At 62.2% G+C, this 26254-nt stretch carries 22 protein-coding genes, 1 tRNA gene, 2 rRNA genes and 1 pseudogene (1 of these 26 only partly in view); 9 read left to right on the top strand and 17 right to left on the bottom strand.

What is annotated here, in order from left to right:
• Positions 1 to 36 precede the first annotated feature (36 nt).
• The gene (locus NEF64_RS07665) at positions 37 to 339 is read left to right on the top strand and encodes a hypothetical protein (RefSeq protein ID WP_031393881.1); all 303 of its coding nucleotides are present in this window, start codon (positions 37 to 39) and stop codon (positions 337 to 339) included.
• 252 nt (positions 340 to 591) lie between these two features.
• On the opposite strand, the gene NEF64_RS07660 is transcribed toward NEF64_RS07665, so the two are convergent.
• Complete coding sequence (locus NEF64_RS07660; protein WP_031393880.1) at positions 592 to 858, bottom strand: hypothetical protein; 267 nt, start codon at positions 856 to 858, stop codon at positions 592 to 594.
• Positions 859 to 920: 62 nt separating this feature from the next.
• Positions 921 to 1625, bottom strand: a complete 705-nt coding sequence (locus tag NEF64_RS07655) for a YciE/YciF ferroxidase family protein (RefSeq protein WP_234387346.1) — start codon at positions 1623 to 1625, stop codon at positions 921 to 923.
• A 34-nt stretch (positions 1626 to 1659) separates the two neighbouring features.
• Between NEF64_RS07655 and NEF64_RS07650 the strand changes: the two genes are divergently transcribed.
• Positions 1660 to 2469 (top strand): SirB1 family protein, encoded by an 810-nt coding sequence (locus tag NEF64_RS07650; RefSeq protein WP_031393878.1) that lies wholly within the window; start codon positions 1660 to 1662, stop codon positions 2467 to 2469.
• A gap of 83 nt (positions 2470 to 2552) precedes the next feature.
• Here the strand turns inward: NEF64_RS07650 and NEF64_RS07645 are convergent, their stop codons facing one another.
• The 3 genes from NEF64_RS07645 to NEF64_RS07635 form a co-directional block, all read right to left on the bottom strand.
• Positions 2553 to 2915: a hypothetical protein gene (locus tag NEF64_RS07645; RefSeq protein ID WP_128082318.1), complete on the bottom strand. Its 363-nt coding sequence runs from the start codon at positions 2913 to 2915 to the stop codon at positions 2553 to 2555.
• A gap of 186 nt (positions 2916 to 3101) precedes the next feature.
• Complete coding sequence (locus NEF64_RS07640; RefSeq protein WP_051916334.1) at positions 3102 to 3620, bottom strand: general stress protein; 519 nt, start codon at positions 3618 to 3620, stop codon at positions 3102 to 3104.
• A 162-nt stretch (positions 3621 to 3782) separates the two neighbouring features.
• Positions 3783 to 4349 carry a hypothetical protein gene (locus tag NEF64_RS07635; RefSeq protein ID WP_056409330.1) on the bottom strand — a complete coding sequence of 189 codons (567 nt, stop codon included), beginning with the start codon at positions 4347 to 4349 and terminating at the stop codon, positions 3783 to 3785.
• A 590-nt stretch (positions 4350 to 4939) separates the two neighbouring features.
• On the opposite strand from NEF64_RS07635, the gene NEF64_RS07630 reads away from it, so the two are divergent.
• The gene (locus tag NEF64_RS07630; RefSeq protein ID WP_056409328.1) at positions 4940 to 6865 is read left to right on the top strand and encodes a S9 family peptidase; all 1926 of its coding nucleotides are present in this window, start codon (positions 4940 to 4942) and stop codon (positions 6863 to 6865) included.
• Positions 6866 to 7527: 662 nt separating this feature from the next.
• Entirely contained in the window at positions 7528 to 9330 is a 1803-nt protein-coding gene (locus tag NEF64_RS07625; protein WP_082447055.1) for a sensor domain-containing diguanylate cyclase, read from the top strand.
• Positions 9331 to 10198: 868 nt separating this feature from the next.
• Here the strand turns inward: NEF64_RS07625 and NEF64_RS07620 are convergent.
• The 3 genes from NEF64_RS07620 to NEF64_RS07610 form a co-directional block, all read right to left on the bottom strand.
• Positions 10199 to 11665 carry a S41 family peptidase gene (locus tag NEF64_RS07620; protein WP_056409324.1) on the bottom strand — a complete coding sequence of 489 codons (1467 nt, stop codon included), beginning with the start codon at positions 11663 to 11665 and terminating at the stop codon, positions 10199 to 10201.
• 61 nt (positions 11666 to 11726) lie between these two features.
• On the bottom strand, positions 11727 to 12845 hold the full coding sequence (locus NEF64_RS07615) for a helix-turn-helix domain-containing protein (protein ID WP_200912219.1): 1119 nt from the start codon (positions 12843 to 12845) through the stop codon (positions 11727 to 11729).
• A 400-nt stretch (positions 12846 to 13245) separates the two neighbouring features.
• A complete protein-coding gene (locus NEF64_RS07610) occupies positions 13246 to 13962 on the bottom strand; it encodes a glycine-rich domain-containing protein (protein WP_252574743.1) in 717 nt (238 codons plus the stop codon).
• 183 nt (positions 13963 to 14145) lie between these two features.
• Here NEF64_RS07610 and NEF64_RS07605 point away from each other — a divergent pair, with 183 nt between their 5' ends.
• Complete coding sequence (locus NEF64_RS07605) at positions 14146 to 14352, top strand: DUF938 domain-containing protein (RefSeq protein ID WP_320466540.1); 207 nt, start codon at positions 14146 to 14148, stop codon at positions 14350 to 14352.
• Between the two features lie 369 nt (positions 14353 to 14721).
• Here NEF64_RS07605 and NEF64_RS07600 read toward each other — a convergent pair whose 3' ends face one another.
• A complete protein-coding gene (locus NEF64_RS07600) occupies positions 14722 to 15615 on the bottom strand; it encodes a Gfo/Idh/MocA family protein (protein WP_252574741.1) in 894 nt (297 codons plus the stop codon).
• Positions 15616 to 15867: 252 nt separating this feature from the next.
• Here NEF64_RS07600 and NEF64_RS07595 point away from each other — a divergent pair, with 252 nt between their 5' ends.
• Positions 15868 to 18150 carry a TonB-dependent receptor gene (locus NEF64_RS07595; RefSeq protein ID WP_235516524.1) on the top strand — a complete coding sequence of 761 codons (2283 nt, stop codon included), beginning with the start codon at positions 15868 to 15870 and terminating at the stop codon, positions 18148 to 18150.
• A gap of 53 nt (positions 18151 to 18203) precedes the next feature.
• Here the strand turns inward: NEF64_RS07595 and NEF64_RS07590 are convergent, their stop codons facing one another.
• A complete protein-coding gene (locus tag NEF64_RS07590) occupies positions 18204 to 18440 on the bottom strand; it encodes a hypothetical protein (RefSeq protein WP_156360485.1) in 237 nt (78 codons plus the stop codon).
• A 403-nt stretch (positions 18441 to 18843) separates the two neighbouring features.
• Between NEF64_RS07590 and NEF64_RS07585 the strand changes: the two genes are divergently transcribed.
• Positions 18844 to 20175 carry a Gfo/Idh/MocA family protein gene (locus NEF64_RS07585; RefSeq protein WP_031393868.1) on the top strand — a complete coding sequence of 444 codons (1332 nt, stop codon included), beginning with the start codon at positions 18844 to 18846 and terminating at the stop codon, positions 20173 to 20175.
• Positions 20176 to 20570: 395 nt separating this feature from the next.
• Positions 20571 to 21338: an NIPSNAP family protein gene (locus tag NEF64_RS07580; RefSeq protein ID WP_051916330.1), complete on the top strand. Its 768-nt coding sequence runs from the start codon at positions 20571 to 20573 to the stop codon at positions 21336 to 21338.
• Here NEF64_RS07580 and NEF64_RS07575 read toward each other — a convergent pair.
• From NEF64_RS07575 to NEF64_RS07560, 4 genes are all read right to left on the bottom strand, one after another.
• Positions 21309 to 22412 (bottom strand): sensor histidine kinase, encoded by a 1104-nt coding sequence (locus tag NEF64_RS07575; protein WP_200912218.1) that lies wholly within the window; start codon positions 22410 to 22412, stop codon positions 21309 to 21311. The two genes, NEF64_RS07580 and NEF64_RS07575, sit on opposite strands and share 30 nt — an antisense overlap.
• 40 nt (positions 22413 to 22452) lie before the next feature.
• Complete coding sequence (locus tag NEF64_RS07570) at positions 22453 to 23151, bottom strand: winged helix-turn-helix domain-containing protein (RefSeq protein WP_252574739.1); 699 nt, start codon at positions 23149 to 23151, stop codon at positions 22453 to 22455.
• 118 nt (positions 23152 to 23269) lie between these two features.
• Positions 23270 to 23614, bottom strand: coding sequence for a UrcA family protein (locus tag NEF64_RS07565; RefSeq protein WP_159043507.1), 345 nt, complete (start codon positions 23612 to 23614; stop codon positions 23270 to 23272).
• Positions 23611 to 24105 (bottom strand): periplasmic heavy metal sensor, encoded by a 495-nt coding sequence (locus NEF64_RS07560; protein ID WP_051916480.1) that lies wholly within the window; start codon positions 24103 to 24105, stop codon positions 23611 to 23613. Before NEF64_RS07560 ends, NEF64_RS07565 begins: the two co-directional genes overlap by 4 nt.
• Before the next feature lie 315 nt (positions 24106 to 24420).
• On the opposite strand from NEF64_RS07560, the pseudogene NEF64_RS07555 reads away from it, so the two are divergent.
• A pseudogene (locus NEF64_RS07555) lies at positions 24421 to 24570 on the top strand (arsenical resistance protein ArsH); the annotation flags it as partial.
• Positions 24571 to 24732: 162 nt separating this feature from the next.
• Here the strand turns inward: NEF64_RS07555 and NEF64_RS07550 are convergent.
• The 3 genes from NEF64_RS07550 to NEF64_RS07540 all read right to left on the bottom strand — a co-directional run.
• Positions 24733 to 24809: transfer RNA gene (locus NEF64_RS07550), tRNA-Met, on the bottom strand.
• An 82-nt stretch (positions 24810 to 24891) separates the two neighbouring features.
• Positions 24892 to 25006: ribosomal RNA gene (rrf, locus tag NEF64_RS07545) — 5S ribosomal RNA — on the bottom strand.
• A 221-nt stretch (positions 25007 to 25227) separates the two neighbouring features.
• Positions 25228 to 26254 (bottom strand): 23S ribosomal RNA (locus NEF64_RS07540); it runs 1770 nt beyond the window's last position.

Raw genomic sequence — 26254 nt, 5'->3', positions numbered from 1 at the left:
CGCAGAACCGGTAACGGCGGTACAGGCAATGACTATGTGCACGTCGTTGCCGCGCGCCTCTATCATTCGATCGCACGCCACGACGACGCGATGATGGAGTTCGACAAGGCCCTCGCAATCAAGCCCGCGTCGTATTTCTATCTGAACAGGCTGGATAGCAGACCGAAGAGCGATCGTATCGGCCGCATGGCCGATCTCACGGCGGCGTCGAACCTCAAGCCTAAATCACCCGATGTTCCGGTGCGGAAATCCGCGATGCTTGACGCTCGAGTTCAACAACCTGTGCTGGGCCAAGGCAATAGCCGGGCTGGCGTTGGAATCCACGCTCGCGGACTGTGATCCGGCACTTGCACTCTCGCCCAAATCCGCCGCCATTCTCGACAGCAAAGGACTGGTCCTTCGCAACATATGGCGTATCGCCCTGAGATGGGTCGCGTCGCCGTTGCTCATGCTCGCCCACCCACGCGTCCATCACGGTATCACGACCGGTAGGACGCTCGACGCTGGAAGTGGCGGTCTCGTTCAGGACAGCAAATCTGTGTCCCCCGCCCTAAAACAAAAGGCATAATCATCTCGCTGGTCGGGGCGGTTTTAGTGCTCGTTGAAATGCCGGTCTTCGGCCGGCGTGTAATAGCGCGCGATATCCGCTTCGGTGAGGACATGACCGCTCGACTCCTCAATAAGCGCGGCAATTTCGCCATCGGTCTTCCCGGCGTTGCGCAGCTGCTCGATCTCGTCGCTTACCATGTTGATGAAGGCGGGGACCGGGAACCGTTCCTCACCCAGGCCCAGTGCATCACGCATGTGTTTTTGCGCACGCAAGGCTTCGGGAAGCGTGAACGCGATATCATCAGCCATCGAACGTGCCTTTCATGAACTGGATATGGTCGGGGGGCATTGGCCCCCCGACACCGAAACGCTTATGCGGTGACCGCTTCCGCTTTGACGTTCACGCTCGACGTTGCCATCGCGGTCAACTTGTCGTCGGTCGCATATTCCTCATCGAGCGTTTCTTTCAGGATCGCAGCGATATCGGCGCGGCCGAGCTGGTTCGCCCAAGCGATCAGCGTGCCATAGCGCGTGATCTCGTAATGCTCGACGGCCTGTGCCGACGCGATCAGCGCGGCATCCAGAACGGCTTTGTCCTCGATCTCGCCGGCGACTTCGTTGGCTTCCTTGATGATGCCGTCGATCGCCGGGCAGGTCACGGCCTTCGCCTTCTCGCCAAGCAGGTCGAAAATCCGCTCGAGGCGCGTGATCTGGCCTTCCGTCTCACGCAGATGGGTTTCGAAACCCTGCTTCAGGGCTGGCGCCGTTGCCTTGGCGACCATTTTCGGCAGCGCCTTGGTGATCTGGTTTTCCGCGTAATACACATCCTGCAACTGGTGCAGGAACAGGTCGTCGAACGTCACGATGTCTTTGGAAAACAGGCCCATGATAGGATCCTCGCTAAGCAAATGGCTGCGAAGCAGACTGCTCCGGCACCGCCGCAACGCGCCGGCTCCGGGGTAAGTTTCGTTCGGGTCGGCGCAGCCTTCACGCAGTCCGATCGGTGGCGGCGTTGTGATCCTCGACGCCGGTCCGGTTGTCGCTCGACTGATCATGCCGGCGGTCAAGTCGGGCATAGGAACGATCGGAAAAGCCCCCATCTAGCGTCGCATGACCAATAGCATTCTTCATCTCGGGCTCATGGAAGACGGCGAGATCGAGCTCGATCTGGCCGCCCTGGAACTCGCAGCGCTCGATCATCCCGGTATCGATCTCGATGAATATATCGACGAGCTCACTGGCATAGAATTGGCCCTGCGCGCTGCGGACGACGACGCAGCAGGCAGCGGCGCGCAGGCCCAGACCTTGAGCAGCGTCATGGTCGAGGATTTCGGCTTCTCCGGCGACCGCACGCACTACGACGATCCCCAGAACGCGGACCTGATCGCTGTCGTCGATCGACGGCTCGGTCTGCCGATCAGTCTGTCGATCCTCTATGTGGCAATGGCCCGACGCCTTGGATGGTCGGCGATGCCGCTCAACACCCCCGGTCACGTCCTGGTCCGCCTTGGCGACGCACCGGATGCGCTGATCATCGATCCCTTCAATGACGGTCGCATCGTCGCCCCCGAACAGGTGGAAGCCTTGTTGGAGCAGATGACGGGCCAGACACGGTTTTCCGACGGGATGCTGCCCCTGTCGAACCGATCGGCGCTTGTTCGACTGCTGCTCAACCAGGCGACGCGTGCCGAGCAGGCCGGCAATCCCGCGCGCGCGCTAGTCCTGTACGACCGCATGACGATCGTGGCGCCCACGCACGCCCATGGTTGGTGGGAGCGAGCCAGACTTCAGCTAGTCGCGGGAGATGTTGCCGGCGCCCGCAACAGCCTTAGCGCGATGCTCGAGATTTCCCGGGACGACGATCTGCGCCTGCAGGTATCGGCAGCGCTCGATGCCCTTCCCCGACCAACGCCCTCGTGAACGTCGCGGGGGACTGGCTCTACCCCAAGCGCCCTTTGGGAAGGTCTCTGTCTGCGAGAAGATCGTCGAGCCTTGGGATACCTTCAGCTCGCGGGCTTCGTGATCCCCGGGAGCTTCGCCGCGCGGAGCTTGCTCAGCAGATCGCGTGCTTCCACGGGGGCCGCCTGTTTGAACAGGCTGAACAGCGCGCCATCGTCCAAACCGCTGATGTCAAACCCGATCGACAAGGCAATGGGCTGACGAAGACGAGCACCGGGCTGCGCCTCGAGGACGAGTACGAACCACTGCATGCCAACGGGGGGCTGTCCGATATTCTCGGCGAACTCCCCTGCAACGGCTTGGCGTATCCGGATGCGTCGATCGGGATTATTGTCGAACCAGGCCGCGTCCCCGTGCGTGGCCACCTCTGCGATGCGGTCGTCAATCGAGCGGGGTGTACTGATCATCATGAGGTCCTGACATACGCCATTGCGGGGCGCCCTGTACCGGGCCTCGTCGCATTGGCAAATGGCATGATGCGCACACGGGTTCGGCTCAGGCGTCGCGATGCTTGCCTTCGATGCTGTCCAATGCCGAGACGGGGCGCCCCCTTAGGAACGCCCCGTCTCTTCGAGCCAGCAAATCAGAGAGGATTACGCCGACGCGACCTTGGCACGCGTCGATGTGTGACCGCCGGAGCGATACAGCACATCGGCTGCATCCTCGGGAGCGACCCCTGCCCCGGCTGTATCGACCGACACGAACACACCACCTTCGTTGATACGCCCCTCATAATAGCTGGCATCGACCCGGCTGACGCCATGGTCCGTCATGACTTTTTCCAGCCCCCCGACGGCGCCACCCAGCGCTGCACCGACGACGGCCGCACCGGGGATCGCGGCCGACGCGATCGCGCCAGCTGCAACCAGAGGGCCGACGCCGGGTATTGCGAGTGCGGCGATACCGAGCAGCGTTCCGATGCCAGCGCCGGCTGCGACCTTGCCGACAAACTCCTGCGTGTCGCCGTTGCCGTCTGTGGTCGTGTTCTTGCCATCATGCTGCGCCACGATCGAAATCGCGCTGTCGTTTACGCCCGCAGCGCGCAGCTCTGAAACGGCGCGCTCTGCATCGGCGTGATTGTCGAAAACGGCTGATACGAGGGTCGTGCTCATGATGATTCCTGTCGACAGTTCGGTTTGCTCACGGATCTAGAAGCGGTGTCGAAGGATGATCGTTCCGGATATTAAGGGTTAGCGAAGCGGTAACCATGAATAGCAGCGTCGCGACACAGGACGCCGTGGGCGGGATAGACCATGCCCTTGGGCAGCTGCGACTCACGTGTCGCTTTTTGCTTTTCGCCATTGTCGCATCGCCGCGTCATATCGTTGACGCTCTGCTTCGACTGCAGCCTCTGCCGCGCCAACATTGGCGCGGTGTTGCTCTTCGAGTTCACGTCGCTCGCGGGCCAGTTTGGCCTCCCGGTCCGCCAACCCCTTCATCCTGCCGCCGTAATCGGCCGCCACCGTCTCCAGCGCAGCCTCCGCCGCCTCGAGCTTGGCGCTGCTGGGCTTCGGTTTCGGTGCAGACTTCGGTTTTTGCGGCTGTTCGGACGTTTCGGGGCGCGCCGAAACATCTCCCCGCGCTGTCCGCAGTTCGGGGGCCGGCATGGCCTTGATCTGCTCCCCGGTCGTGCCCCGAGAATGCTTCACGACCACGCCTGGCGACGCCAAAGGCTCTGCGGTCAGCGCGGGGTCTGTGACGAGCTCAGCTATGCCTCGCGCGAACAGGTCTCGCTCGCTGCCCCAGGCCTCGAGGGCAGCCTTCTGACTCGTTGCCGCGACATAGGCATCATTGAAGCCAGCGACCGTCCTGTAAACCTTCAGCTTTTGCGCACGAGCCATACGGTCTGATACCGCGCTATGTGCTGAAATAGAAGTTGGCGCCGATCGCCCATCCGGTACCGACGCCAATGCCTACCTCCGGGACTACCGGACACGGATCGCGTTCGGCTGTTCGCGCCATCGTCGGTCCGGTCACGACCTGCCTAGACACTCCTAAGCGGTAAGCGAAGGCGGCACGTCAATGTGCCTCGTCTTAAGCGTGGTTCTAGCGTCAAAGCTTGCATTGGGTCACATTGCTTCAAGCGGCATGGGCGTCCTAAATATATTGAGGAGAAGCGCCGCCATGGCTACGCATTCAATTGATGCTGAAGTTAGCAGGTAACTGTATCGGCTTGGGTCAAGAAGCGGCTGGAACTGCGATAAAAAGCATTTCTTGGATCAAGTTATAGGCGACGCTTGCGATCATCGAGCGATTTATTGTTGATACGTAAATCACACTCCCTGCGATGGACGCGAGATGTTCGCCGATCGGCTGAGGATGACATCGGGACGATAAATTACGATGTCGATCACGCGAGACCGCTAGCAATTCGGAGGACCCGCTGTACCCGCCCTTGACCTAACGGTGCCCGGCGACCGACAACCGCCGAATGATCAAGCCTTTCGTCGCCACCGTCGCGCTATCCGCGCTAGCTACTGGAACCGCAGCGCAGACCGTGTCGACGCAGCAGGTCGGCAGCGCCACGCTCTCTGGCGTGCCCAGTATCCCCGTTGAGGTGCGCGAGGCGGTGCAGCGCTATCAGAATAGTCGGGCGGCACAATTCGAGGATTGGCTGCCGGACGGCTCGATGCTGATCGCCACGCGCTTTGGCGCGACGCAGCAATTGCATCACGTCGCAACCCCCGGTGGCGCACGCACACAGATCACGTTCGGTGCCGAGCCGATCGCCGCCGCGACGACGATCCCCCGCAGCGATCGTTTCGTGATGACGCGCGACACGGGCGGGGACGAGTGGTTTCAACTCTATACGCGCGGCCTCACCGGTGTAGCCACGCCGGTGACCGAAGCCGGCACCCGCAACCAGTCGCCGGTTTTCAGCAAGGACGGCACGCTGATGACATGGGCGCGGGCGACCAAGGGAAGCGCCGCTTATGCAATCCTGGGGGTCGACCCAAAGGCGGGCGGCAACCCGCGCTCGCTTTACCAGTCCGACGGCGCGGTGGCGCCCGCCGATATCGCGCCCGACGCTGCGCGGCTGATATTTGTGCGCAGCCTTTCCAACCGTGAGGACCAGCTGTTCGAGCTGGATCTTAAGACCGGCAAGGCGGACCGCATCGCGCCGAAGGCTGACGCTGCCGTCTATGCCGACCCACGCTATCTGCCGGGCGGACGAAAGCTGATCGCCATCTCCGATTCCGGCAGCGACACGCGCCGACTGGTCGAGATCGATATCGCCACCGGCGCGCAGACGGTCCTGACGCCGGACCTTAAATGGGATGTCGAGAGCTTCGATCTGACGGATGACGGGCGCGTGCTCGCCTATTCCGTGAACGAGGACGGCTTCTCGCGCGTGGTGGTGCAGGATCGGGTCACCCGCCGCGCGCTACCACAACCGGTGCTGCCGCGCGGCGTCCTGACCGCGCTCAGATTTTCGCCCGACGGCAGGAATTTGGCGGTTGGCCTGACCTCGGCCACTTCCGCCGGCGACGTGTGGAGCTGGGGCGTGACCGGAGGCGGCCTGACACGCTGGACCGAATCGGAGCTGGGCGAACTCGATCCCACGATCCTCGCCGAGCCCGAGCTCGTACGCTTCAAGTCCTTCGACGGCCTGTCCGTCCCGGCGTTCGTCTATCGGCCCAAGGGCTTGCCGGCAGGCACGCGGACGCCGGTGATTATCGACATCCATGGGGGCCCGGAGGCGCAGACGCGTCCGATCTGGAACTATGGCGCGCAATATTTTGCCGATGTGTTGAAGGCGACGGTGATCCTTCCCAACGTCCGCGGCAGCGACGGCTATGGCAAGCGCTACCTCAACCTCGACAATGGCGTGAAGCGCGAGGACTCGGTAAAGGATATCGGCGCCCTGCTCGACTGGATCGGCACGCAGCCGGGCCTCGATGCAGGTCGTGTCGCGGTCTATGGTCAGTCCTATGGCGGCTATATGAGCCTTGCCGTCATGACGCATTATTCGGACCGGCTGGTCGGCGGGGTCGAGCGCTACGGGATCAGCAACTGGAACACGTTCCTCCAGAACACCGAGGCCTATCGTCGCGACAATCGCCGCGCAGAATATGGCGACGAGCGCGATCCGGCGATGCGCGCGGTACTAACGCGGGTGTCGCCGTTCACGAATGTCGCGCGGATCACCAAGCCGATGTTGGTGATGCAGGGCGCCAACGACCCGCGTGTACCCCAATCGGAATCGGACCAGATCGTGGCGCGCCTGCGGGCCAACGGCAACGACGCTTGGTATGTGGTGTTCGCCGACGAAGGGCACGGCTTTCTGAAAAAGCCGAACAACGATCTGCGGCGCGAGGTGGAAACCGTATTCTTGAGGCGTCTGTTTGAGCGGTAGCGAGAGGGATAGGCTTGGGAGGAATGTGCCCGCGCGCCTTTGCGATGTTGACGCACAGGCAGACTTTGATGCCGCTGCTTCTGCTGCTAGCACTCAGACATCGGTTTAGGTTGGCGCGCCGTGCTCCTCCGTCGCTTGCGGTACGAACACCGAGAACGCCAGCGTGACGCCTGCGATCATAAGGATGCTCCGGGACGTCAGGAGCCGGCCGTGCGCTAGCCCTGCCCGGCTCATCACTGCGCTTGCCGCCGACCCCTGGTCCACGAGCATCTGCTAAATCTGTTGCAGCGCCCCAGCGTGTCCGCGGGCGAGGCTGGCATCGAGCACGGTGCCCAGCACCGCCGCCCCAAGTGTGCTGCCAGATTTCGGGGAAACAAGTTGGAGTCCGTCGTGGCCCCACGCTCTGCCAAACCCACGCTGCCCTGGATCAGCTTGAGGCGCTGAAGATCCGCGGCGGCAGGGTTCTCCGCCGCAATCTTCACATAACGCCGCGTTGGCATCCTCAAGGGCGGGTACGCAGATCAGACGGCCTGCTCTGTTTCGCATGGCGCCGGCCAAGCCTCGCTATCGGCGATGAAGCCAAATTTGGAGCAGGCTTCACAACCGATTGAAAATACACCAGTCCTTATGATCCGTTAACCGTCGCCTCCTACATTTTGGGCATGAACCGAATAGCCCACCGTGTAACCGAGCTCACACGTTTTGCAGCGCTACCGATCGCCACAGGCGTTGGTTACTATCTGGCGGCCTTCGCATCCCTCTACCTCACCCGCGGTGCTGACGGGATCGCGATGCTGTGGCCGCCCAGCGGCATTCTTTTCGCAGCCTTACTGGTCGAACCTCGGAATCGCATCGTGTGGCATTTAGGCGCCGCAGCAATGGCCAGTCTCGCTGCCAACCTCGGCGGCGGGAATGGCGTCCTGCTTTCGATCGGTTTCACGCTCGCTAACGTGTCCGAGTCCGGATTTGCGGCATGGCTTTTACGAAACCGAACGCGGCGTCGTGATTCATTCACCGATCCAAAGGGCTTGGTCTTGTTCTGCATCGCCGCAGCGGCCGCGGCAGCGCTGAGCGCGACGATCGCCGCCTGCGCGACAACGGCTGTCGGGATCAGCTTCTGGCTTTCGTGGTTCACGACTGATCTGCTGGGGATCTTGATCGTTGCCCCGCTCATCCTGATCGCAGGCCGAGCCTTCTATCGCAAACGGTTTCGCGATGGCCTGGCAGCAGCCCCTCAAGCCATCGCGGTATTTCTGCTCGTGGCTGGCGTGTCGATCATTGCCTTCTCGCAGGTCAACTACTCGCTGCTTTTCCTGCCGATGCTTGCAGTCCTTCTGGCAGCGTTGCGAATGGGTCCGTTTGGCGCCGCCGGAAGTGTGCTGATCGTTGCGACGGCCAGCTCACTCGCCCATATTTTCGGCTCTGATCCGCAGGCGATAGCCGACGGTCAGGCGTACGCACGTAGCATCTTTCTGCAATTCTATTTGCTGGCCCTGTTCGCGGCCGCCCTGCCGATTGCCGCCTTGCTTGCGACTAGACAACAGCTGATCGATAGCAATGCGAACAAGCTGCGGTTGCTCGAGCTTGCCGAAGGTGCGGCGCACGTGGGTCATTGGCATCTGGATTTGTTGACCCAGCTCATAACGTGGTCGGACGAAGTCTTTCGCATTCACGGTGTGGAGAACCGCGTTCCGCCGTCACTCGACACCGCGATAGACGCCTATCACCCTGACGATAGGGATGCGGTTTCGGCGCATATCGGGCGCTCCCTCGAACACTGCGTAGGTTTTGAATTCACCGCTCGCATCGTCCGCCCCGACGGGGAGGTACGCCATGTGTTTTCGAAGGGTGAGATTGACCGAAACGGCGTCAATGAATCGGTTGGCCTGTTCGGCATTATCCAGGACATAACGACGCAGGTTGCGCACGAAGCCGAGATCGAACGGGCCCGCACTCGTGCTGAGACCGCCGCCCGCAACGCAATAATTCTGGCCGAGACGGACCAGCTTACCGGAATTGCAAACCGGCGCCGCACCAGCTTCGTGCTTGAGCAGACGTTGCTGCTCGCCCGCGAAACCGGGCACCCGATGTCCGTGGCGATGTTCGATATTGATCACTTCAAGCGCATCAATGACACCTATGGACATCACACAGGCGACGAGGTGCTGAAGAGGGTGGCAGCAGGCGCTGCCGCGGAACTGCGCAGCGGCGATACCATTGGCCGCTTCGGCGGTGAGGAATTCGTGATCGTGTTACCGGATGCCGCAGCGGATGCGGCAAGCAAGGTCGCCGAACGGGTGCGTCATGCGATCGGAACGGACAGCGGTACGCCGGGTGTCACGGTAAGCATTGGCGTGGCTGAAATGGCGCCTGGGGAGAGTTGCGATGCGCTGCTGCGGCGAGCCGATGATGCGCTGTATGTCGCGAAGAACGAGGGCCGCAACAGGATGCGGCTGGCAGCCTAGCGAAGTCGTCCGTAGACGCAGCCGTACTTCCAATGTCTGTCTCAATTGCGCATTCGCGAATGGCCTGTCGGCGACAAGAAACGGGAGAGATGGCGCTTAACGAATGGCCGTTATGGGTTGCCCGTATAGCCACTCTGAACGTCCGGCACTGGGCGCTAGCTACCGGTCCGCTTTGCAGGTGGTAAGACCCAATAGATGACACTCAGATCGGCCTACCCGCTTCCCACAAATCGCTGCTAATTCATGTTCTAAGTTTGACCGCTTCTCGGTTTTCATGGCGCATGCTGGTAGGTGACTGCTCACCCTCGTAGCGAGCAGCCGGACCAGTTCCGGCTGCATAAATTGAAAACTGTTTATTACGTCAAATAAAGCGTGTGCTTGCCTGCCAGAGCCGCCCGGATTTGAAGCTGGAGCTTGCTCCGCTGCGCCTTCGACCCGGCTGATCATTTCAGCCGGGAGCGAGTTCTCAGCGTCATGGTTAGGACGCGCGTCGGGTCCGAACGCGGTGGCGGCTCTCCCACCGATCGGTCCAGCGATTTCTAGAAACGGCTTAAGCTTGCGTCTCTCCCCGATCGGAACGCCCGGCCCGTCCGTCGGAAGCGCAGCAAGGCACCCTCAAGGTAAGCTTGCGCGGCGCCATCCAGCGCCTAGGCGATGAGTTCGGTCCTGTCCTGATCGAGGCAGAGATCGGCGGTCTGATCGGATCTCGCAATCATGCTGATGAAGGTAGCTAAGACCTCTATCTTGGTCGACCTCGCGACGACTACGACAGCGGTGCCCCAGACCCGGACATTCGCAGTGATTCCGGCTTACCAACACCGGTCGTTCGTTCATCTCGGACGCAGGCGCTCGGAGCCGTCGCCATTCGTCACGCAAGTGCGCGGATCAACTGGCCATCAGTGCCCTTCGCGATGTCCGCCCGCGTGATCGGGATTGCTATGTCCGGCTTCACACCCCGGTCGGGTTGCGGGGTCGTCGGAAACCGGCCGATCAGCGGCAGGTCGGCTTCCAGCCCGGTCGCAGGCAGTCGCACGAAGTAGAAGCAGCCACCGTTGATCCCGCGCCGGTTGCCGCCGGTCATCTCACCGATCAGCGTTGCCAGGCGATTACGGCGGACGAAATCGGCGAACTGGAACGTCGCCGAACTGTTTTGCGGGCCGATCAGAACGCGCACGTCGCCCTCATAGCGTGTACCGCGCGGTCTGATCGGGTCCACCCGGTCGCCTTGCGCATCGAGCCGGAGGAACCGGTTGCTGATCCTGGTCGCATTCTCTCCCAGATGGTCGAAACTGCGGTCCCACGTGTCGAGCACAGGCCGCAGGTCCCCGGGCACGGTGCGGTAGCGGACGAGCCTCTGGACCTCCTCGAACGGCGTCTCGCGGTTCACCAGCCGTTCGGCGAGCGCGTTACCGCAGTCGAGCCCCCCCTCGTTCGCGCGCAGATCGACGACCAATCGCGGCACCCGCTCGGCGACCAGCCGGTCGACCGCCTGATCGAGCCAGCCGCGCCAATCCCACTTGCTATCGTAGAGACCCCAGCTCGGCATCGACAGAAGCGCGGCGTCACCGCGCCGCTCGATCGTCCAGATCGGCGTGTCGCCGCTCGCATCGACGCCGGCGTGCGCGGTGGTACGGCGCTGCGCCAGCGAGACGCCAGCAACGGTCGCGGCACGTCGCCGTCCGGAGGGGTCCTCCACCGTCAGCTGATAGCGGTCCTGCCCGAACAGCATTGAGAAGAAGATGTCGAAGGTCTCGTAGCGGTCGTCGCCCTGGACCGAGAGAAGCCGGCGACGCTTGGCATCGTTGTGCCCATCCGCACGCGCGAGCGGCATGAGCGCGGCGAGGATCGCGCTCGCGGATCGGCCGTTGACCGCCAGGATGCGGCTTCCCGGCGAGATCCCCGTGGCGAATGGATCAGCCGTGACGACCATCGCGTCGCCGATCCAGAGGAAGTCGAACGGCAACCGATCCGGTGCTTCAAATAACGCGGCGGCGACCTCGCGTCGCTGATTGTAGAAATTCGCATAGCTATGGCCGCAGCGCACGGTCGCGAGAAAGCGCGACAGCGTGAGGTAGAACGCCCGTAGCGTCATGGGGATGGCCGCCGCCTGGTCCAGCGCTGCGAAGCGGGCATCGATCTCCCGGGGCGTATTGTAACGGTGGATGCCGGGGTGGAGCTCGGCATATGCCCTGCGCAGTAACGCGACGTCCTCGCGCATCGCCGCGGCGCGGAGCAGCGTCGGACTGGATGAGGTCCGGGCGAGCAGCGGCGAGGCTGCAAAGGTGGCGCCGAGGCCGCCGAGCACGGCGCGGCGGGACGGTGGCGATGTGATCATGTCAGCTCCGACGTTATGGATACCCTCTTCAAGCATGGCCGAGCGCGTACGCGTCGCCTCATCATCGCCCGTGCCATGCGGTTTCTCGTTTGTGAGACGCCCGATACGCACTCGGTGAGCGACCATAGCGCCGCTGGAAGGCGCGGTTGAAGCTCGCCTTCGACGCGAACCCGGCGTCGAGTGCGATCGCCAGAACTGGCCGGGAATCGTCCGCCGCCAGGGCCGCCGCGACATCCTCGCAGCGAAGACCGTTGACGAAGTCCGAAAAGCCGACGCCCAGCCCCTCATTGAGTGCGCGCGACACATAGGTCTCGTTGGTCCCAAGCAGGCTCGCCAGCCGCCGCAGCGTCAGCGAGTCGTCACGATACCACCCGTTATCGCGGATCCGCGTCGCCCATTCCTCCCCTTGCGCCTGCCAGTTTCGAACGGCGGGTGATCGCACCTCCGGATGCTCCAGTGTGTCGAGCGCCGGAAACGGCAACGCGAGATACCGCCATCCTGTGATCCCGAGATACAATGCGAACCCCGCGATCGCGGCGTAGAGCGGCATCAGCCCCCTATAGCCGAGCGGCGTCACCGCATCGACCAGCAGCCAGCCCGCCCAGACGATCGCCAGCAACGGATAGGCGACGGCGGTGCGGCTGAGCCACGCAGTCGCGAACCGCGCGTCGTCGCTGCGCTTTTGCGACAGAGCGTCGCGGTAGTCGTGCAACAGCCGGATCGTCCACGCGCCATAGACGACGAAGCTGATCGCGAGCAGCGATGCGACGATCGCATTGCCGGTCGTGAAAGCAAGATCCGCCCAGTGACGCTTCAGCGGCGTCGGCAGGAGGAACGCGGCAGTCTGATAGGCGAACTGGATGGCGCCAGGTAGCAGGTGTCGCCATGCCGCGGGCGACCAGCGACCGGTGACTAGAGCATAAGCGTGAAGATAGAGGAGCGGCGGGACCAGCAGCGCGTTCGAGAAGGGCGCGAAGGTCAGCCACCACCAGCGATCATAAAAGCCGGCAAACCCGATCAGCCAGGGCACGAAGACGCCGGTCATGACGATCAGCAGCGCAGCAAGCGCGCGCGCCGCCAGCCGGTTCTGAAACGACGTCGACAAGCCGACCGCCAGCGGCAGCAAAATTGCCGCTGCCACCGTGAGGACAGCCGTGCGCCAGCCAAAGACCAGATCCATGACGGTCAGCGTAGCTTCGTCGACACCCAAAGCTAGAGATCACATTTCGGAAGGAGGCCAGTCGCCTCACCTGCGCGCATTCGAGCCCCCCAGCGCTTGCACAGCTGGAAACTTGCAGCTCACTCCCGCTCGAAAGACGGCATCCCAAAGACCCAGAGCCACTCCTGGAGCAGTGTCTTTGAGCAGCCCGAAAGCGGACGTCCGTTCACCTCTGCCGCTCGTGCGCGAATCAGGACGCAGTGCGCATGACGGCAAATCCCGTGGGCCCCACTCCGGAGCAAAGGTAGTGCGAACAGCTTTACAGTATTCGGGTTGGTGCTGGCGCGCACCGCCGTCGACGCGCATGTCTCGCTTGGCGGCGGTGCGCCCCTCCTCGTCGCCCGTTGCAAGACGGGGTGGGTCATGAGCACCCCCCGCCGCACCCCCCGCCGCACCCGCCATCGCCGCTACCGCATCCGTCCAACCCGCAAGCGCCACCGTCGAAGTTCAGATCGAAACGACGACCAGCTCTGCCGGCCTTTAGTCGCGCACCCTGGATCCATGTGACGATCGCGACGGCAAGGAGGAAAACGGCAACCAGCGCCACCATATCTTGAACGATCAGGACGACCAGGCCGGCGCAAATGAACCCGACCAACGTCGCCTCTTCCGCGCCCAGAAGCATCTTTCTGGTCCGGTCGATCCGCTGGAAATTTCCCGAGAATCGTTCGCAGGGATCGGGCCAAACATCTGCGGGCGGCGCAGCACCAAAGGTGTCCCGGTATAAATTGAGCGTACGCACATACCGGTCACGATAGTGCTCGCATTGCTCGGGGCCACCCGATGTCGGCTCGTGATGAATATCGCGCGCGACGATATCGCGGCAGAGGCCGTGCCAATAATCGCGGGTATAAGCCAGATGCAGATGCCACGCCTGATCAACCGCGTCCGACGGCGTAAGCTGCTCATCGCTGATCGCGACCAGCGCGAGGAAGCGACGATATTCCGTCGCGACCCGGTCTGCAAACGACCCGGTCCATCCGTTCTCTGCGGCCAGCCTCCCTTCGAAGCTGAGGGCTGCACCGGGCTGGCCGATGCTCAGGGTTTCGATCCTCCCAATGAGGATCCTTCGCGCCATATGCGCGGGGCTGTTCGGTTCCATATCCCATTACATTAGTATGGTATTGTTGCAGGATCGTGACGCCGATGGCAATCGATCGATCCAGAACTCGGCGCCCGCACCTCGATCGTTGCGTGATGCTCCGAGGTAGACAATGTCCGACCGCTACTCGGTCTCTACACTGCCGTCATAGGCTGACCGATCGCAAGCGCGGGGCCGATATCGTGCATCAACATGGTCCATTTCAGCATGTGGTCGGCGATGCTCGGGTCGCTCGCCGGGGCCGCCCGCCTGTTTCGAGCGGGCGATCCATTGTTCCTGCACGCCCCCTTTTACCGTGCAGGTCAGTCGACCGGGCCGTCCAACGAAACGTTCGACGCTTCGCTGAAGGCACGCAACCCGCTCTAGGTTTTACGCGACGGCGTGACGGTGATCGTAGCATCTGACGGGTCCACCAGCTGACTCGCGTCGTCCAAATGCCGGCCAATAACCCTTGGGTCGTTCTGCAACGCAATTCGCTACAGACCTGGCCCATGGCAGTCCGAGGGGCTGCCGCCACGCGCGACCTTTCTTTCACGTACGCCCCACAAGCCAACGTTGCAGGGCCTTCCCCCCGCCGAGCTGCGGACACTCATTCAATGAGGTTTCCGGCTAAGCCACTGCATGCCGCCATTTAGGCGGTTGTCGGCACTGGCGTTCATGAAGTGGGGGCGACCTTGTCGGTGCGGTGCGGGCTGCGCGCCTACACAATCAAATCACGGGAGGCGTGTCCCGGGATCATGCCTCCGTGTGACGGACGATGGCCTCGCAAACTTCATGCGTTGCGAGAATAGCGGCTGAATCGACCGGCCTTCGCTCACGCGCCGCAAGCAGGAAGTCGTCGCACATCGCCGCAAAGCCGCGCTGCTCTCCTACCGAGATCCAGTCGCCTCGTCGATGTAAGCGCTGTGTCCCGCTTGTCTCGACGCGATCAGCAAGGTTCAGCACGGTATGACGGGCCCCACCGCCAATGACGTCCAGGCGTTCCTCGTCGAGCCCACTGTTACGATGCATTGTGCCGATGGCGGTAAACCCGTCGCCTGCGAGCGTGAGGGTGATCGTGTGGAGCATGCCGTCTACGATATGGGTTTCGATGTTGCGTCGGCAGACCGGTCCTGGGGCCAGGAACAGCAGCGTATCGACGACATGGATGAAGTCATCGAAGACGACCTTCCGCGGCTCGTCGGGTTGCCGGTAGCGGTGCTTTTCGAGGATAATGAGGTTCGCGTCGATGCCTCGCAATGCGACATAATCTGGCGCAAACCGCCGGTTGAAGCCGACCATGAGCGGAGCGACACGGTCCGTGGCCAAGGCGACAAGCGCTTCGACGTCGCCGAGATTATCGGCGAGCGGCTTGTCGACGAAGGTCGGGACGCCTCTCTCAATAAGCAGCCTGACGAGTTCGCCGTGTGCCTGCGTCGACGCGTGGACGAAGGCGGCGTCGAACAATGTGGTGGAAAGCGCATCTGCAGCGCTGGTGTGCCGATGCCCGATACGAAACGAGCGGCCGACCTCGTCAAGGACGCCCGCATCGCGCGTCGCCAGGTGAATGTCGAGATCAGCTCGCGTGGAAAGAACCGGAAGATATGCTTTGCGAGCGATGTCACCCAGCCCGATGAGAAGCACGCGCATATCTATTCCCCGGTCCGGCACGATCGCCGCGTCTGCCGGGCCGCAATAGCTTCACCATTGCGCTCTCCGCAACCAATCGGCGGGGATGACTGCGGCGCCAACTGGGGCAAAGATGTCGCGGTGCGACGCAAAAATGCATCGCCGCCGATCGTGTCTCTTGCCGCACGTGGCAGTGATGTTACCGATCGGGGACGGATCCGGGTCACACGGATCGACGCAGGAGGATGTTCGAAGCCCAAGGGGGGACCATCCATGATTCGCTTGCCCGTTCGTACGTCTGCCATCGCCCGACTGCTGGCCGCCAGCGCGCCGTTATTCGTCTGTGCCACACCAGCCGTCGCGCAGGACCAGGCGCCGACGGGGCAAGCCGTCGGCGATCCGGCCGGCGAACAGGGCGTCGGCGACATCGTCGTCACGGCGACCCGCCGTCGCGAATCGGCGAAGGACGTGCCGCTCGCGGTCACCGCGATCAGCGGCGAGAAACTCGACGTCCTTAACTCAAGCGGGCTCGATATCCGGTTCCTCGCTGGTCGCACGCCGAGCCTTCAGGTGGAATCCTCGTTCGGCCGCACCTTCCCGCGCTTCTACATCCGCGGGCTCGGCAATACCGATTTCGATCCGAACGCCGCACAGCCGGTGTCGGTGGTGTATGACGACGTCGCGCTCGAAAATCCGATGCTGAAATCCTTCCCAGTGTTCGACCTGCAAAGCGTCGAAGTGCTGCGCGGGCCGCAGGGCACGTTGTTCGGGCGCAACACGCCAGCCGGCGTCGTGAAGATCAATTCCGCCAAGCCGGATCCGGACAAGGTCTCGGGCTACGCGACCGGATCCTGGGCGACCTACAACACGATCAACGGCGAGGCGGCGCTGAACCTGCCGATCGGCAACGGCTTCGCCTTCCGCGCCTCAGGTATCATTCAGTCGCGTGACGACTGGGTCACCAACGATTCCGCGACGGGCAATGCCGATCGCAAGCTCGAAGGGTATCGCGATGTCGCCGGCCGCTTCCAGCTCGGCTATACCAACGGCGACTTCAACGCCTTGCTGAACGTCCACGTCCGTGACCTCACGGGCTCGCCGCGCATTTTCCGCGCCGGGCTGTTCAAACCCGGCACCAACGACTTCAACACCGGCTTCGACCCCAATCACGTCACGCTCGACGGCTATACCAGCCAGAGCCTGACGCAATGGGGCACCAACCTGCGGCTCGATTATCACCTCGACGGCATCGGCACCTTCTATTCGGTCACCGGCTATGAACAGGCCAAGGTCGAGAGCACTGGCGACGTCGATGGCGGCAACAGCTACCCGTTCACGGGCGGCACGATCGGCGCGATCGGCGTCGGGCTGTTCCCGTCGAACACCGGCGGCCTCACCAAGCCCAAGGAGTTCAGCCAGGAACTGCGCTACGCCAGCGAGGACATGAACGGCATCCGCTTGCAGGGCGGGCTGTATTATTTCTACCAGACGCTGCGCTATCATCAATATGACTATGCGTTCGGCGGTACCGGATCGCGTGCGACCGACCTGACGCAGGACATCTTCCACGACAATCGCAACGAGAATTACGGTGCGTTTGCATCGATCGAGGCGAAGCCGACCGACCTGCTGACGTTGCGCGCGGGCGTCCGCTATTCGCACGACTATCGCAACGACCTCGTGACAGCACCGATCCCCGGGACCGGGATCAGCGACACACTGCCCGCACGTGCGGTCGTCCGTGGCTCGAACGTGACCTGGGACGCGAGCGCGACCTATGAGCTGACCCCCGCGATCAACGTGTATTCGCGGCTTGCGACCGGCTATCAGGGGCCGGCGATCCAGGACCGCGTGACGTTCGGCAGCGTTCAGAGCACCGCACCGAAACAGACGACCTTCTCTGGCGAGAGCGGCTTCAAGGGGACGCTGCTCGACCGGAAGGTGAACTTCTCGCTCGACGCCTATTGGTACAGCACCAGGGACCTGCAGATCACGGCGGTCGGCGGCAGCAGCAACTCGGCCCGTCTGATCAGCGCGAACAAGGCGATCGGCTATGGCGTCGAGGGTGAGTTCGAGGCGCGGCCGGTGCCCGAATTGTCGCTGACCGCAAGCGGCAGCTACAACTTCACCGAGATCCGCGATCGCTCGATCGGCGTGGGGGTCTGCGCGACCTGCACCGTGCTCGATCCGATCGTGAACGGGTTTGCGATGATCGACGGCAACGATCTTCCCCAGGCGCCACGCTGGATCGCCAACTGGACAGCGCGCTACGGCATCCCGCTCGCCAATGGTGGCGAGGTCTATGCCTATACCGACTGGGTCTACCGCAGCCGCATAAACTTCTTCCTGTATGAAGCGGTGGAGTTCACCGGCAAGTCTTCGCTCGAAGGCGGGCTCAAGGTCGGCTATAAATCGCCGCAGGGGTATGAGGTCGGCGCGTTCGTACGCAACATCACCAACCAGTATCGCAGCATCAGCGCGATCGATTTCAACAACCTGACGGGGATGATCAACGAGCCGCGGATCATCGGCGGCCAGTTCAAGGTCGCGTTTTAGGATAAGACGCGGAACTGACCACCTTACGGGCAATCGTGGTGCGAAAGCGAGCGTCACCAACGAACCCGAACTCCTCGGCAAGGGCCGTCGCAGGCGCGGCGGCCTGCTCCCAGCGCTGCCTGCGAACCGCCGGCAACGGCCGCCAGCCGGACGGAGATGGCTTCGAGCACGTCATCACAGGCAGCACGGTCGGTGCCGGCGTGGTCGAGGAGCGCCAATGCAGGCGCGGCTTCGTCAGGAAGGGTATCATTCTCATCGACCAGCCCAAGGTGCATCAGACGATCATCCATTCCTGTTGGATCGGAACATGGCGCTGACGATTAAAGGCTACAATTTGGGGCGGCGATACCTAACGCACTAGTTCCCGTGGGTCCGGTATCTACGAACGCCGTTGCGTTAGCAGGTTAGTGTAGACGGGCCCCCGCCACGACTTTTCCCTTTGAAGACCACCATCTGAACACTCAGAGACATCGCCCCCTTCCCGACTTCGGACGCCCATCTATCGTTCGGATCAACTATTTCGACGATGCGTGACGCTCTTGGTCATGGCCGACCGGACGCTGCTTTTCGTCTGGATGCCCCTGACCAGGAGCTGAAACTGCGTTTTGCGGCGCACTCCCTTTGCGTCTGTAGTCTTGCGAAGGGGCGGTTGGGCGCTACCAATGCCGTCAGGACAGATAGGGGAGGACCAACATGACCACTAGCTTCGACCGCCGCGCCCTCTTGGTTGGCGGCCTCGCAGCCTCGGCTGCTACCGTGGTGCCACTTGGCCAGGCCTTTGCCCAGCGCCGCGGCCGGGTGTCGGCGAACGACAAGGTCCAGGTGGGTCTGATAGGTTGCAAGGGCATGGGCTGGTCGGATCTATCGGCCATGTGCAAGCGGGCCGACGTGGCGCCCGTAGCCCTTTGCGACGTCGACGCTACGGTCCTTGCGGCACGCGGTGCCGAATTGAAGAAGGTCTCAGGCCTCACGCCGAAGCTCTACGACGACTATCGTCGGATGCTGGACGACAAGTCGATAGACGCGGTGATCATCGCCACGCCCGACCATTGGCACGCGCTTCAGCTGGTCGATGCCATGTCCGCGGGCAAGGACGCATATTGTGAAAAGCCGCTCGGAAACTCCATTGCCGAATGCCGTGCCATGGTCGCCGCCAAACAGCGTCACAATCGTGTGGTTCAGGTTGGTCAGTGGCAACGCAGCAACCAGCACTGGGCAGACGCGATCGCGCATGTTCAGTCCGGCGGCATCGGTCGGGTCCGAAAGGTCAAGGCTTGGGCGTACATGGGATGGATGAAGCGCGTCGTTCCCCAACCGGATCAGGCCCCACCCGCCGGCGTCGATTATGATAGCTGGCTGGGCCCCGCACCGCTGCGCCCCTTCAATCCCAATCGCTTCCACTTCAGCTGGCGCTGGTACTGGGACTATGCGGGTGGCCTGATGACCGACTGGGGCGTCCATCTGATGGACATCGCGCTGTTGGGCATGAAGGCAGAGGCACCTCGTTCGGTCAGTTCGCTTGGCGGTGCCTATGGCTATCCGGGCTCTGCGATGGAAACTCCGGACACGCAGACCGCCATCTACGACTTTGGCGACTATTCCGTGGAATGGGAGCATGCGGTCGGCATCAGTCAGGGCCCCTATGGCGGCCGCGACCACGGCGTCGCCTTCGTCGGCGAGACCGGCACCCTTGTCGTCGATCGTGGCCAGTGGCGTGTCACGCCAGAAACAAGCGATGGCAAAGCCATGACTCGGGAGATCCCGGTCACGAAAGCCAAGGACGAGGGGCTCGACCGGCATACAGCCGACTTCATTGCCTGCGTCAAAAATCGCGCGCGCACGCCAGCTTGTACGATCGAGGCGGCGTCCAACACCGCCATCGTGTGCCAGATGGGAAACATCGCCTTGCGCACAGGCCGCAAGGTGAATTGGGATACTGCGACAGGTCAGTTCAGGGATGACGCAGAGGCGAACAGACTAATCACGCCCCGCTACCGTGCACCGTATCGGCTGCCAGCTACATAAGCGGCTGGCCGCCTATGCCGACAGGGGGGACCGCTGCGCCGCACGCTCGACAGCGGCTCTGGCCAATCGCTGCCATGGGATGACCGAGGTCGGCCATTCGGTTGCCCGTCCCAGATCCCCAGCTTTGGTCGCACTTACATGCTAGCTGGACAGCCGCTTTCGATGATTAAGCGCTCTCAACATATTATCTCTATATCATAGCGCTGAACCATTTGACGCCACCCAGCTGGCACATTTGACGCAGGAATGCCGCGAGGTCGGCGTAGGTCAATCATCAGCGGGCAGACATCGCCGATTGACGACGGTTGCGGCTTGCGCTCGACTGGCCCGGACGGCTTTGCGAGGGCATGATGGCACATCCAATTGATCGACGTTCCTTACTCGCAGGTGCCGCTATGAGCGGCGTGGCGCTCGCAACTGTCGAGGCTCAGGCTCAGCCCCGCGACGCGGCAGCAACCCTGGAGATCTACGAGCTGCGGACCTATCGGCTGGTAAACGGCCCCATGAAGGACCGTCTGGACGCTTATCTGAGCAACGCCTTTATCCCTGCAGCACGACGCGCAGGTTGCGGGCCGGTGGGTGTATTTACGGTGGCGATCGGGTCCGAAAGTCCAACCGTCCATGTTCTCGTCCCCTATCCCTCGATCGAGGATTTCGTGGCTTTGCCCGGCAGGCTTACCGCCGATCCGAGCTACACCACGGCTGCCGGGTCGTTTTTGAAGGCGACGCCAGACGCGCCGCCATACACGTCCCTTGAAGTGAAGTTGATGCGCGCGTTCCCTCACTTTCCTCGGCTCGAATTGACCGACGCCTCGAGCAGCAACACGCCGCGCGTATTCGAGCTCCGGACGTATTTCAGCCATAGCGACGCGGCAGGAATGACCAAGATCGGGATGTTCGACACGCGCGGTGAGATCGAGATATTCCGTCGGACTGGCCTAACGCCGGTCTTTTTCGCCCAGGACCTTACCGGAGCCCGCCTGCCGAGCCTGACCTACCTGCTGACCTTTCCCGACCTTGCGACCCGTGAGCGAAACTGGCGTGCCTTCGGGTCGGATCCCGCTTGGCGCCGGCTCATCTCGACGCCGGGGCTTACCGACCGCGAAATCACCACAGGAATAGACAACCAGATCCTAAGTCCGGCGTCGTTTTCGCAAATTTAACCCACAAGCGGGCGTTCGCGCCCTATGTGCTCCCCAAACTTCGGTCGTCCGTTCGTTTAGATTCCCGGCCGCTTTCCGGGCGGCATTGCGGCAGAGCTGTGATCTCGGCAATGCCACCCTGAACCGACCACCGCCCGCCTCGGCTGCGATGCAGCGCACCTCACCTCCGTGTTGCCGTGCAATCTGACGGACGAGGCTGAGACCGAGGCCATGTCCGCCATCACCCTCGTTCGCGCCGCGTGCTCTGTAGAACGGCGCAAAGATGGCCTCACACTCGCTTGGCGCGACACCTGCGCCACCATCGTGGACCTCAAGCGCGATCTCCGCTGCAGAGGCTGTCAGCGTGACGAGGATCGCCGTCCCTCCGCCGTAACGTTGCGCGTTGTTGAGGAGATTGCGGAGCATCCGCCGGAGGAGGATCGCATCGCCGCAGATCTCTACTCGCTCTCCAGTGAACTGCGCGGTAGCCCGCGCACATTCTTCGGCGACGAGCGCGGTCAGGTCCAAAACCATTGGCCGGTGCTCACGCTTTGACATTCCGTCGAGCCGGCTTGCGAGCAATACCTCCTCGACCAGCTGGTCGAGCTCCATCACATTGCGCGCTAGCTCCGCGCGTACTGCGACGGACGGTGCCTCGGACAGCAACTCGATCGCCATGCGGATACGCGCGAGCGGCGATCGCAGTTCGTGGGAGGCATTGGCTAGCAGGATCCGCTGCGCGCCCATCAACGCTTCGATCCGCCCGGCCGATTGGTTGAAGCTCATTGCCAGCCGCGCAATTTCGTCGCGCCCCTCGACGGCAACCCTCCTCGACAGATCACCCGTTCCCCAGGCATCGACGCTGGCCTGGAGCCGCTCGAGCCGGCGGGTAAGCCGACGAACGACGGGGAATGCAGCGACCGCCACAACCACCGCAATCGCCAGCAGCAGCGCCAGCATGGCGAGATGGCCATGGAAGCCCTGCATGGCCGCTGGAGCCGCGCCGTAGCGCAGATGCGCCAGTCCAAAGAGAGTTGCCGCCGCCGTTAGGCTCGCCAGCAATGCGAGATAGATCCGCCAATACAGGCGCTGCATCAGGCGGGGTCGTCCGCTGTCACCGTCCAGCACGTCAGGCTCAGCCATCCTGCACCCGTGCGAACACGTAGCCCGATCCGCGCACCGTGATGATGCGCCGAGGCTGCCTGGGATCGTCTTCGATTGCGGCACGCAGGCGTCCGATATGAACGTCAATCGATCGGTCGAATGGCTCGTGGCTTCCGCCATTCAACGCGTCGATCAGCTGGTCGCGCGACAGCACGCGACCGGCGCGCTCGGCGAGCACCACGAGCAGATCGAACTGATAGGCGGTCAGCGGGCAACCCTGCCCGTCCAGCTGCACCACACGCGCATCGCGGTCGATCTCCAGCCGCCCGAACCGCAACCGCGGCAGGCTGTCCGCTGCGGCCAAGGCCGGTCGACGCAGCACGGCACGCAACCTGGCCAGCAGCTCGCGGGGCTCGAACGGTTTGGGAAGATAGTCGTCAGCGCCCAACTCTAAGCCGATTACGCGGTCGAACGGGTCACCCTTTGCCGTGAGCATCACGATCGGCATCGCGCCTGCGGGCGACGGCAATGCACGGACATGCCGGCAGATGTCGAGCCCGTCGCTGTCGGGGAGCATTAGGTCGAGCAGCACGGCCGCGAACCCCGCACGCTCGTGGTCGCGCAACGCGGCTAGGCCCTCCTCGCCGGTCGGGGCGTGTGCAACGACATAGCCATGCTGGGCTAGATAGGTCTTCACCATCGCCGCCAGGCGGCAATCGTCTTCGATCATCAGGATGTGCTGAATAATGGCCTTGGCCTTCAGATGATGATGCAGGGATGTCCATCAGACCATACAGGCTTCGCGCACTCCGCAAAGCCTGTAGGCCAGGTCCGACGATCGCGTGCCGTCAGCGACCTGTGTCGACGGCGAGTGCTGCGATCTCGACCGCTTCTGCCGCGTGGGCGGCAGCGATCTGGTCGAGTTGAGCCGAAGCACGGGCTATGGCAGTTCGAGTACAGCGCATCGCGCTCAGGTTCATCGCCAATGGCAAAACACCATGGGTGTCGCATACCCGACGCGCTGCTCCATGGATGCGCCTCTGAAGGGTCGCCCGGCCGGCTTCGCCGCGTAGATCGAGATCAGAAACGCTGACGCGTTCTATCGGGGTCTGGCTTGACGGCAACGTCAGCGGCGCGGCGCTGGCGTCGCCTGAGACGGCCAGTATGCATATGCCAACCAAAAAGGGGCTCACAGTCCTGCTCCCTTGTGATGGACCGCCTTTAGATAAGCAGCCAATCGGACGCGCTGTGATGGTGTCAGCACCTCGGCGGCGTCGGCCAGCCCTTGGACGATCCGCCGCGAGGCACGGTCCGCCTGCTGCACCTGCTCGACTCGCAATGCCTCCAACCCGGCGCGGTCGATCGACGGCTGCAACACCAGGACGTATGCACGTTGGTGTGCGGTCCGGAACTGTGCGTGAAAGGCATTCAGATCGGTATGGACCGAATTGGCGATTAGCTTCAGCTGCGCCCTTTGCTTGGGTGTGCCGTCAGGCAGAAGTTGCGTTAGCATTTTGTTGAAGTGCGCGTCGTTGATCGCAGGATCCGCTGTTGCCGAATGGCCAGGCGGCCCGTGTAGGGGCGGTACCGCCGAGGCTAGGCCAGCACCGGCGATCGCTGCGATCCCGGCCACGACGGCCAGCAGCCCGGCAACTGTCCGGCGTCGTTGAAAATATCGGTTCATTGCACAGCGCTCCATCCAATTCAGCCGACGATCTATTCGTTGGCCGCTCCGCAATGGCAGCGCGCCTTGGCGTCAAGATGTGTGCCGAGTAAAGCTTTGCAAACGTCAGCCAATTGGTAGCGACACACCTGTATTTGAGTCACCGACCGCCCTGTAGCTCTTCTGTGGGCTCGACCCATATGCGACGATATCGTCGCGGCATTCCTTGCAGGGTATGAGGCGGAGACGCAGCGCCTGGAGACCGAGACGGTCAGCATCCGCCCGGATCGTGAAGTCGGACTCACGAATCTTGACCGGCAGATCGGCACTGCGAAGATGGAGAAGATGGTCCGCTTCACGGTCATGCTACGCCCTCACGCGGCCCAGCTCGTCGACAGGTATTCGGATCGGAGGGATTCCGGCGTGCCGATCGATCCGACAATCGATCTGTCGAGCATCGCTACGGCGTCGCATCGACCACGGTGAACGAATGCCAAATTTGGGCAGGCACGCTCCAGCGCTCCGGCTTTGACCAGAGCTGATTTCACCATCTATCTATGGGGCGAGTTGGTCTTACTGTTCGCACTACGCGCTGGCATAATAACGACGACAGCCTCGAAGCTTTCGCTCCGGGGCTGTCGTAGGATTTGGTTGCGGGGACAGGATTTGAACCTGTGACCTTCAGGTTATGAGCCTGACGAGCTACCGGGCTGCTCCACCCCGCGACGGTCCGGTTAGGGACGTAAGGGTAGATGAGATTGTGAATGGGTTTAGATATCGTGTGATGCATGTCGCACGGGCTTCAATGCCTGGCGACGACCTACTCTTCCATCGCTTGAGCGATAGTACCATTGGCGCAGGCGGGTTTCACGGCCGAGTTCGGAATGGGATCGGGTGGGACACCGACGCTATAGCCACCAGGCAATGGAGCCGGTGCGACATGCGTCACTGTGATATCTGGGTCCCTCGAGGCCTGCCTTGCGACGGGTCTTGAGGGTTTTAAAATCGATACCGTGCAAGGTTAGTGGTATTTATGACCAATCCCTCGACGGCGAGGGGATTGGCAATCTGGCGTCGTCTTAATCATCCGCACGCATCTTTGACGCTGGGCGAACCCAGTGTTGTCATTGATGGTGTGAGACTCTCAAGCGCGAATAGAGCAATTAGTATCGGTTAGCTCCATGCGTTACCGCACTTCTACATCCGATCTATCAACGTCGTGGTCTCCGACGGCTCTATGAAATCTTATCTCGAGGGAGGCTTCCCGCTTAGATGCTTTCAGCGGTTATCCCGTCCATACATAGCTACCCAGCTGCGCTCTTGGCAGAACGACTGGTACACCAGAGGTATGTTCAACCCGGTCCTCTCGTACTAGGGTCAACTCCTCTCAAATTTCGACGCCCACGGCAGATAGGGACCAAACTGTCTCGCGACGTTCTGAACCCAGCTCACGTACCACTTTAATTGGCGAACAGCCAAACCCTTGGGACCTGCTCCAGCCCCAGGATGTGATGAGCCGACATCGAGGTGCCAAACAACCCCGTCGATATGAGCTCTTGGGGGTTATCAGCCTGTTATCCCCGGCGTACCTTTTATCCGTTGAGCGATGGCCCTTCCACGAGGGACCACCGGATCACTATGACCGACTTTCGTCTCTGCTCGACTTGTCAGTCTCGCAGTCAGGCGGGCTTATGCCATTGCACTCTAACAGACGGTTTCCGACCGTCCTGAGCCCACCATTGCGCGCCTCCGTTACTCTTTAGGAGGCGACCGCCCCAGTCAAACTACCCGCCACAGAGGGTCCCTGTTCCGGCTTACGGAACGAGGTTAGACATCAGAAACAAACAGGGTGGTATTTCACCTATGGCTCCACATCAGCTGGCGCCGATGCTTCAAAGCCTCCCACCTATGCTACACAGTTTCTTCCTAATGCCACTCTGAAGCTGCAGTAAAGGTGCACGGGGTCTTTCCGTCTAACCGCGGGTACTCCGCATCTTCACGGAGAATTCAATTTCGCTGAGCATGTCCTGGAGACAGTGGGGAAGTCGTTACGCCATTCGTGCAGGTCGGAACTTACCCGACAAGGAATTTCGCTACCTTAGGACCGTTATAGTTACGGCCGCCGTTTACCTGGGCTTCATTTCAGAGCTTGCACCCCTCCACTTAACCT

It is taken from the genome of Sphingomonas aerolata (genome assembly GCF_023935825.1).
Lineage (GTDB): Bacteria > Pseudomonadota > Alphaproteobacteria > Sphingomonadales > Sphingomonadaceae > Sphingomonas > Sphingomonas aerolata.
Note: the sequence above shows the minus strand (reverse complement) of the source record. Positions and strands in the feature narration are given on the sequence as shown.

Excerpts from the sequence above, each read along its gene's own strand:
- NEF64_RS07625 (WP_082447055.1), top strand. The coding sequence starts at position 7,528 with ATGAACCGAATAGCCCACCGTGTAACCGAGCTCACACGTTTTGCAGCG.
- NEF64_RS07615 (WP_200912219.1), bottom strand. The coding sequence starts at position 12,845 with ATGGATCTGGTCTTTGGCTGGCGCACGGCTGTCCTCACGGTGGCAGCG.
- NEF64_RS07620 (WP_056409324.1), bottom strand. The coding sequence starts at position 11,665 with ATGATCACATCGCCACCGTCCCGCCGCGCCGTGCTCGGCGGCCTCGGC.
- NEF64_RS07590 (WP_156360485.1), bottom strand. The coding sequence starts at position 18,440 with ATGGATGATCGTCTGATGCACCTTGGGCTGGTCGATGAGAATGATACC.
- NEF64_RS07635 (WP_056409330.1), bottom strand. The coding sequence starts at position 4,349 with ATGGCTCGTGCGCAAAAGCTGAAGGTTTACAGGACGGTCGCTGGCTTC.
- NEF64_RS07640 (WP_051916334.1), bottom strand. The coding sequence starts at position 3,620 with ATGAGCACGACCCTCGTATCAGCCGTTTTCGACAATCACGCCGATGCA.
- NEF64_RS07645 (WP_128082318.1), bottom strand. The coding sequence starts at position 2,915 with ATGATCAGTACACCCCGCTCGATTGACGACCGCATCGCAGAGGTGGCC.
- NEF64_RS07580 (WP_051916330.1), top strand. The coding sequence starts at position 20,571 with ATGAGCGGCGTGGCGCTCGCAACTGTCGAGGCTCAGGCTCAGCCCCGC.
- NEF64_RS07650 (WP_031393878.1), top strand. The coding sequence starts at position 1,660 with ATGACCAATAGCATTCTTCATCTCGGGCTCATGGAAGACGGCGAGATC.
- NEF64_RS07660 (WP_031393880.1), bottom strand. The coding sequence starts at position 858 with ATGGCTGATGATATCGCGTTCACGCTTCCCGAAGCCTTGCGTGCGCAA.
- NEF64_RS07595 (WP_235516524.1), top strand. The coding sequence starts at position 15,868 with ATGATTCGCTTGCCCGTTCGTACGTCTGCCATCGCCCGACTGCTGGCC.
- NEF64_RS07630 (WP_056409328.1), top strand. The coding sequence starts at position 4,940 with ATGATCAAGCCTTTCGTCGCCACCGTCGCGCTATCCGCGCTAGCTACT.
- NEF64_RS07570 (WP_252574739.1), bottom strand. The coding sequence starts at position 23,151 with ATGATCGAAGACGATTGCCGCCTGGCGGCGATGGTGAAGACCTATCTA.
- NEF64_RS07655 (WP_234387346.1), bottom strand. The coding sequence starts at position 1,625 with ATGCCCGACTTGACCGCCGGCATGATCAGTCGAGCGACAACCGGACCG.
- NEF64_RS07575 (WP_200912218.1), bottom strand. The coding sequence starts at position 22,412 with ATGCAGCGCCTGTATTGGCGGATCTATCTCGCATTGCTGGCGAGCCTA.
- NEF64_RS07560 (WP_051916480.1), bottom strand. The coding sequence starts at position 24,105 with ATGAACCGATATTTTCAACGACGCCGGACAGTTGCCGGGCTGCTGGCC.
- NEF64_RS07610 (WP_252574743.1), bottom strand. The coding sequence starts at position 13,962 with ATGGCGCGAAGGATCCTCATTGGGAGGATCGAAACCCTGAGCATCGGC.
- NEF64_RS07585 (WP_031393868.1), top strand. The coding sequence starts at position 18,844 with ATGACCACTAGCTTCGACCGCCGCGCCCTCTTGGTTGGCGGCCTCGCA.
- NEF64_RS07600 (WP_252574741.1), bottom strand. The coding sequence starts at position 15,615 with ATGCGCGTGCTTCTCATCGGGCTGGGTGACATCGCTCGCAAAGCATAT.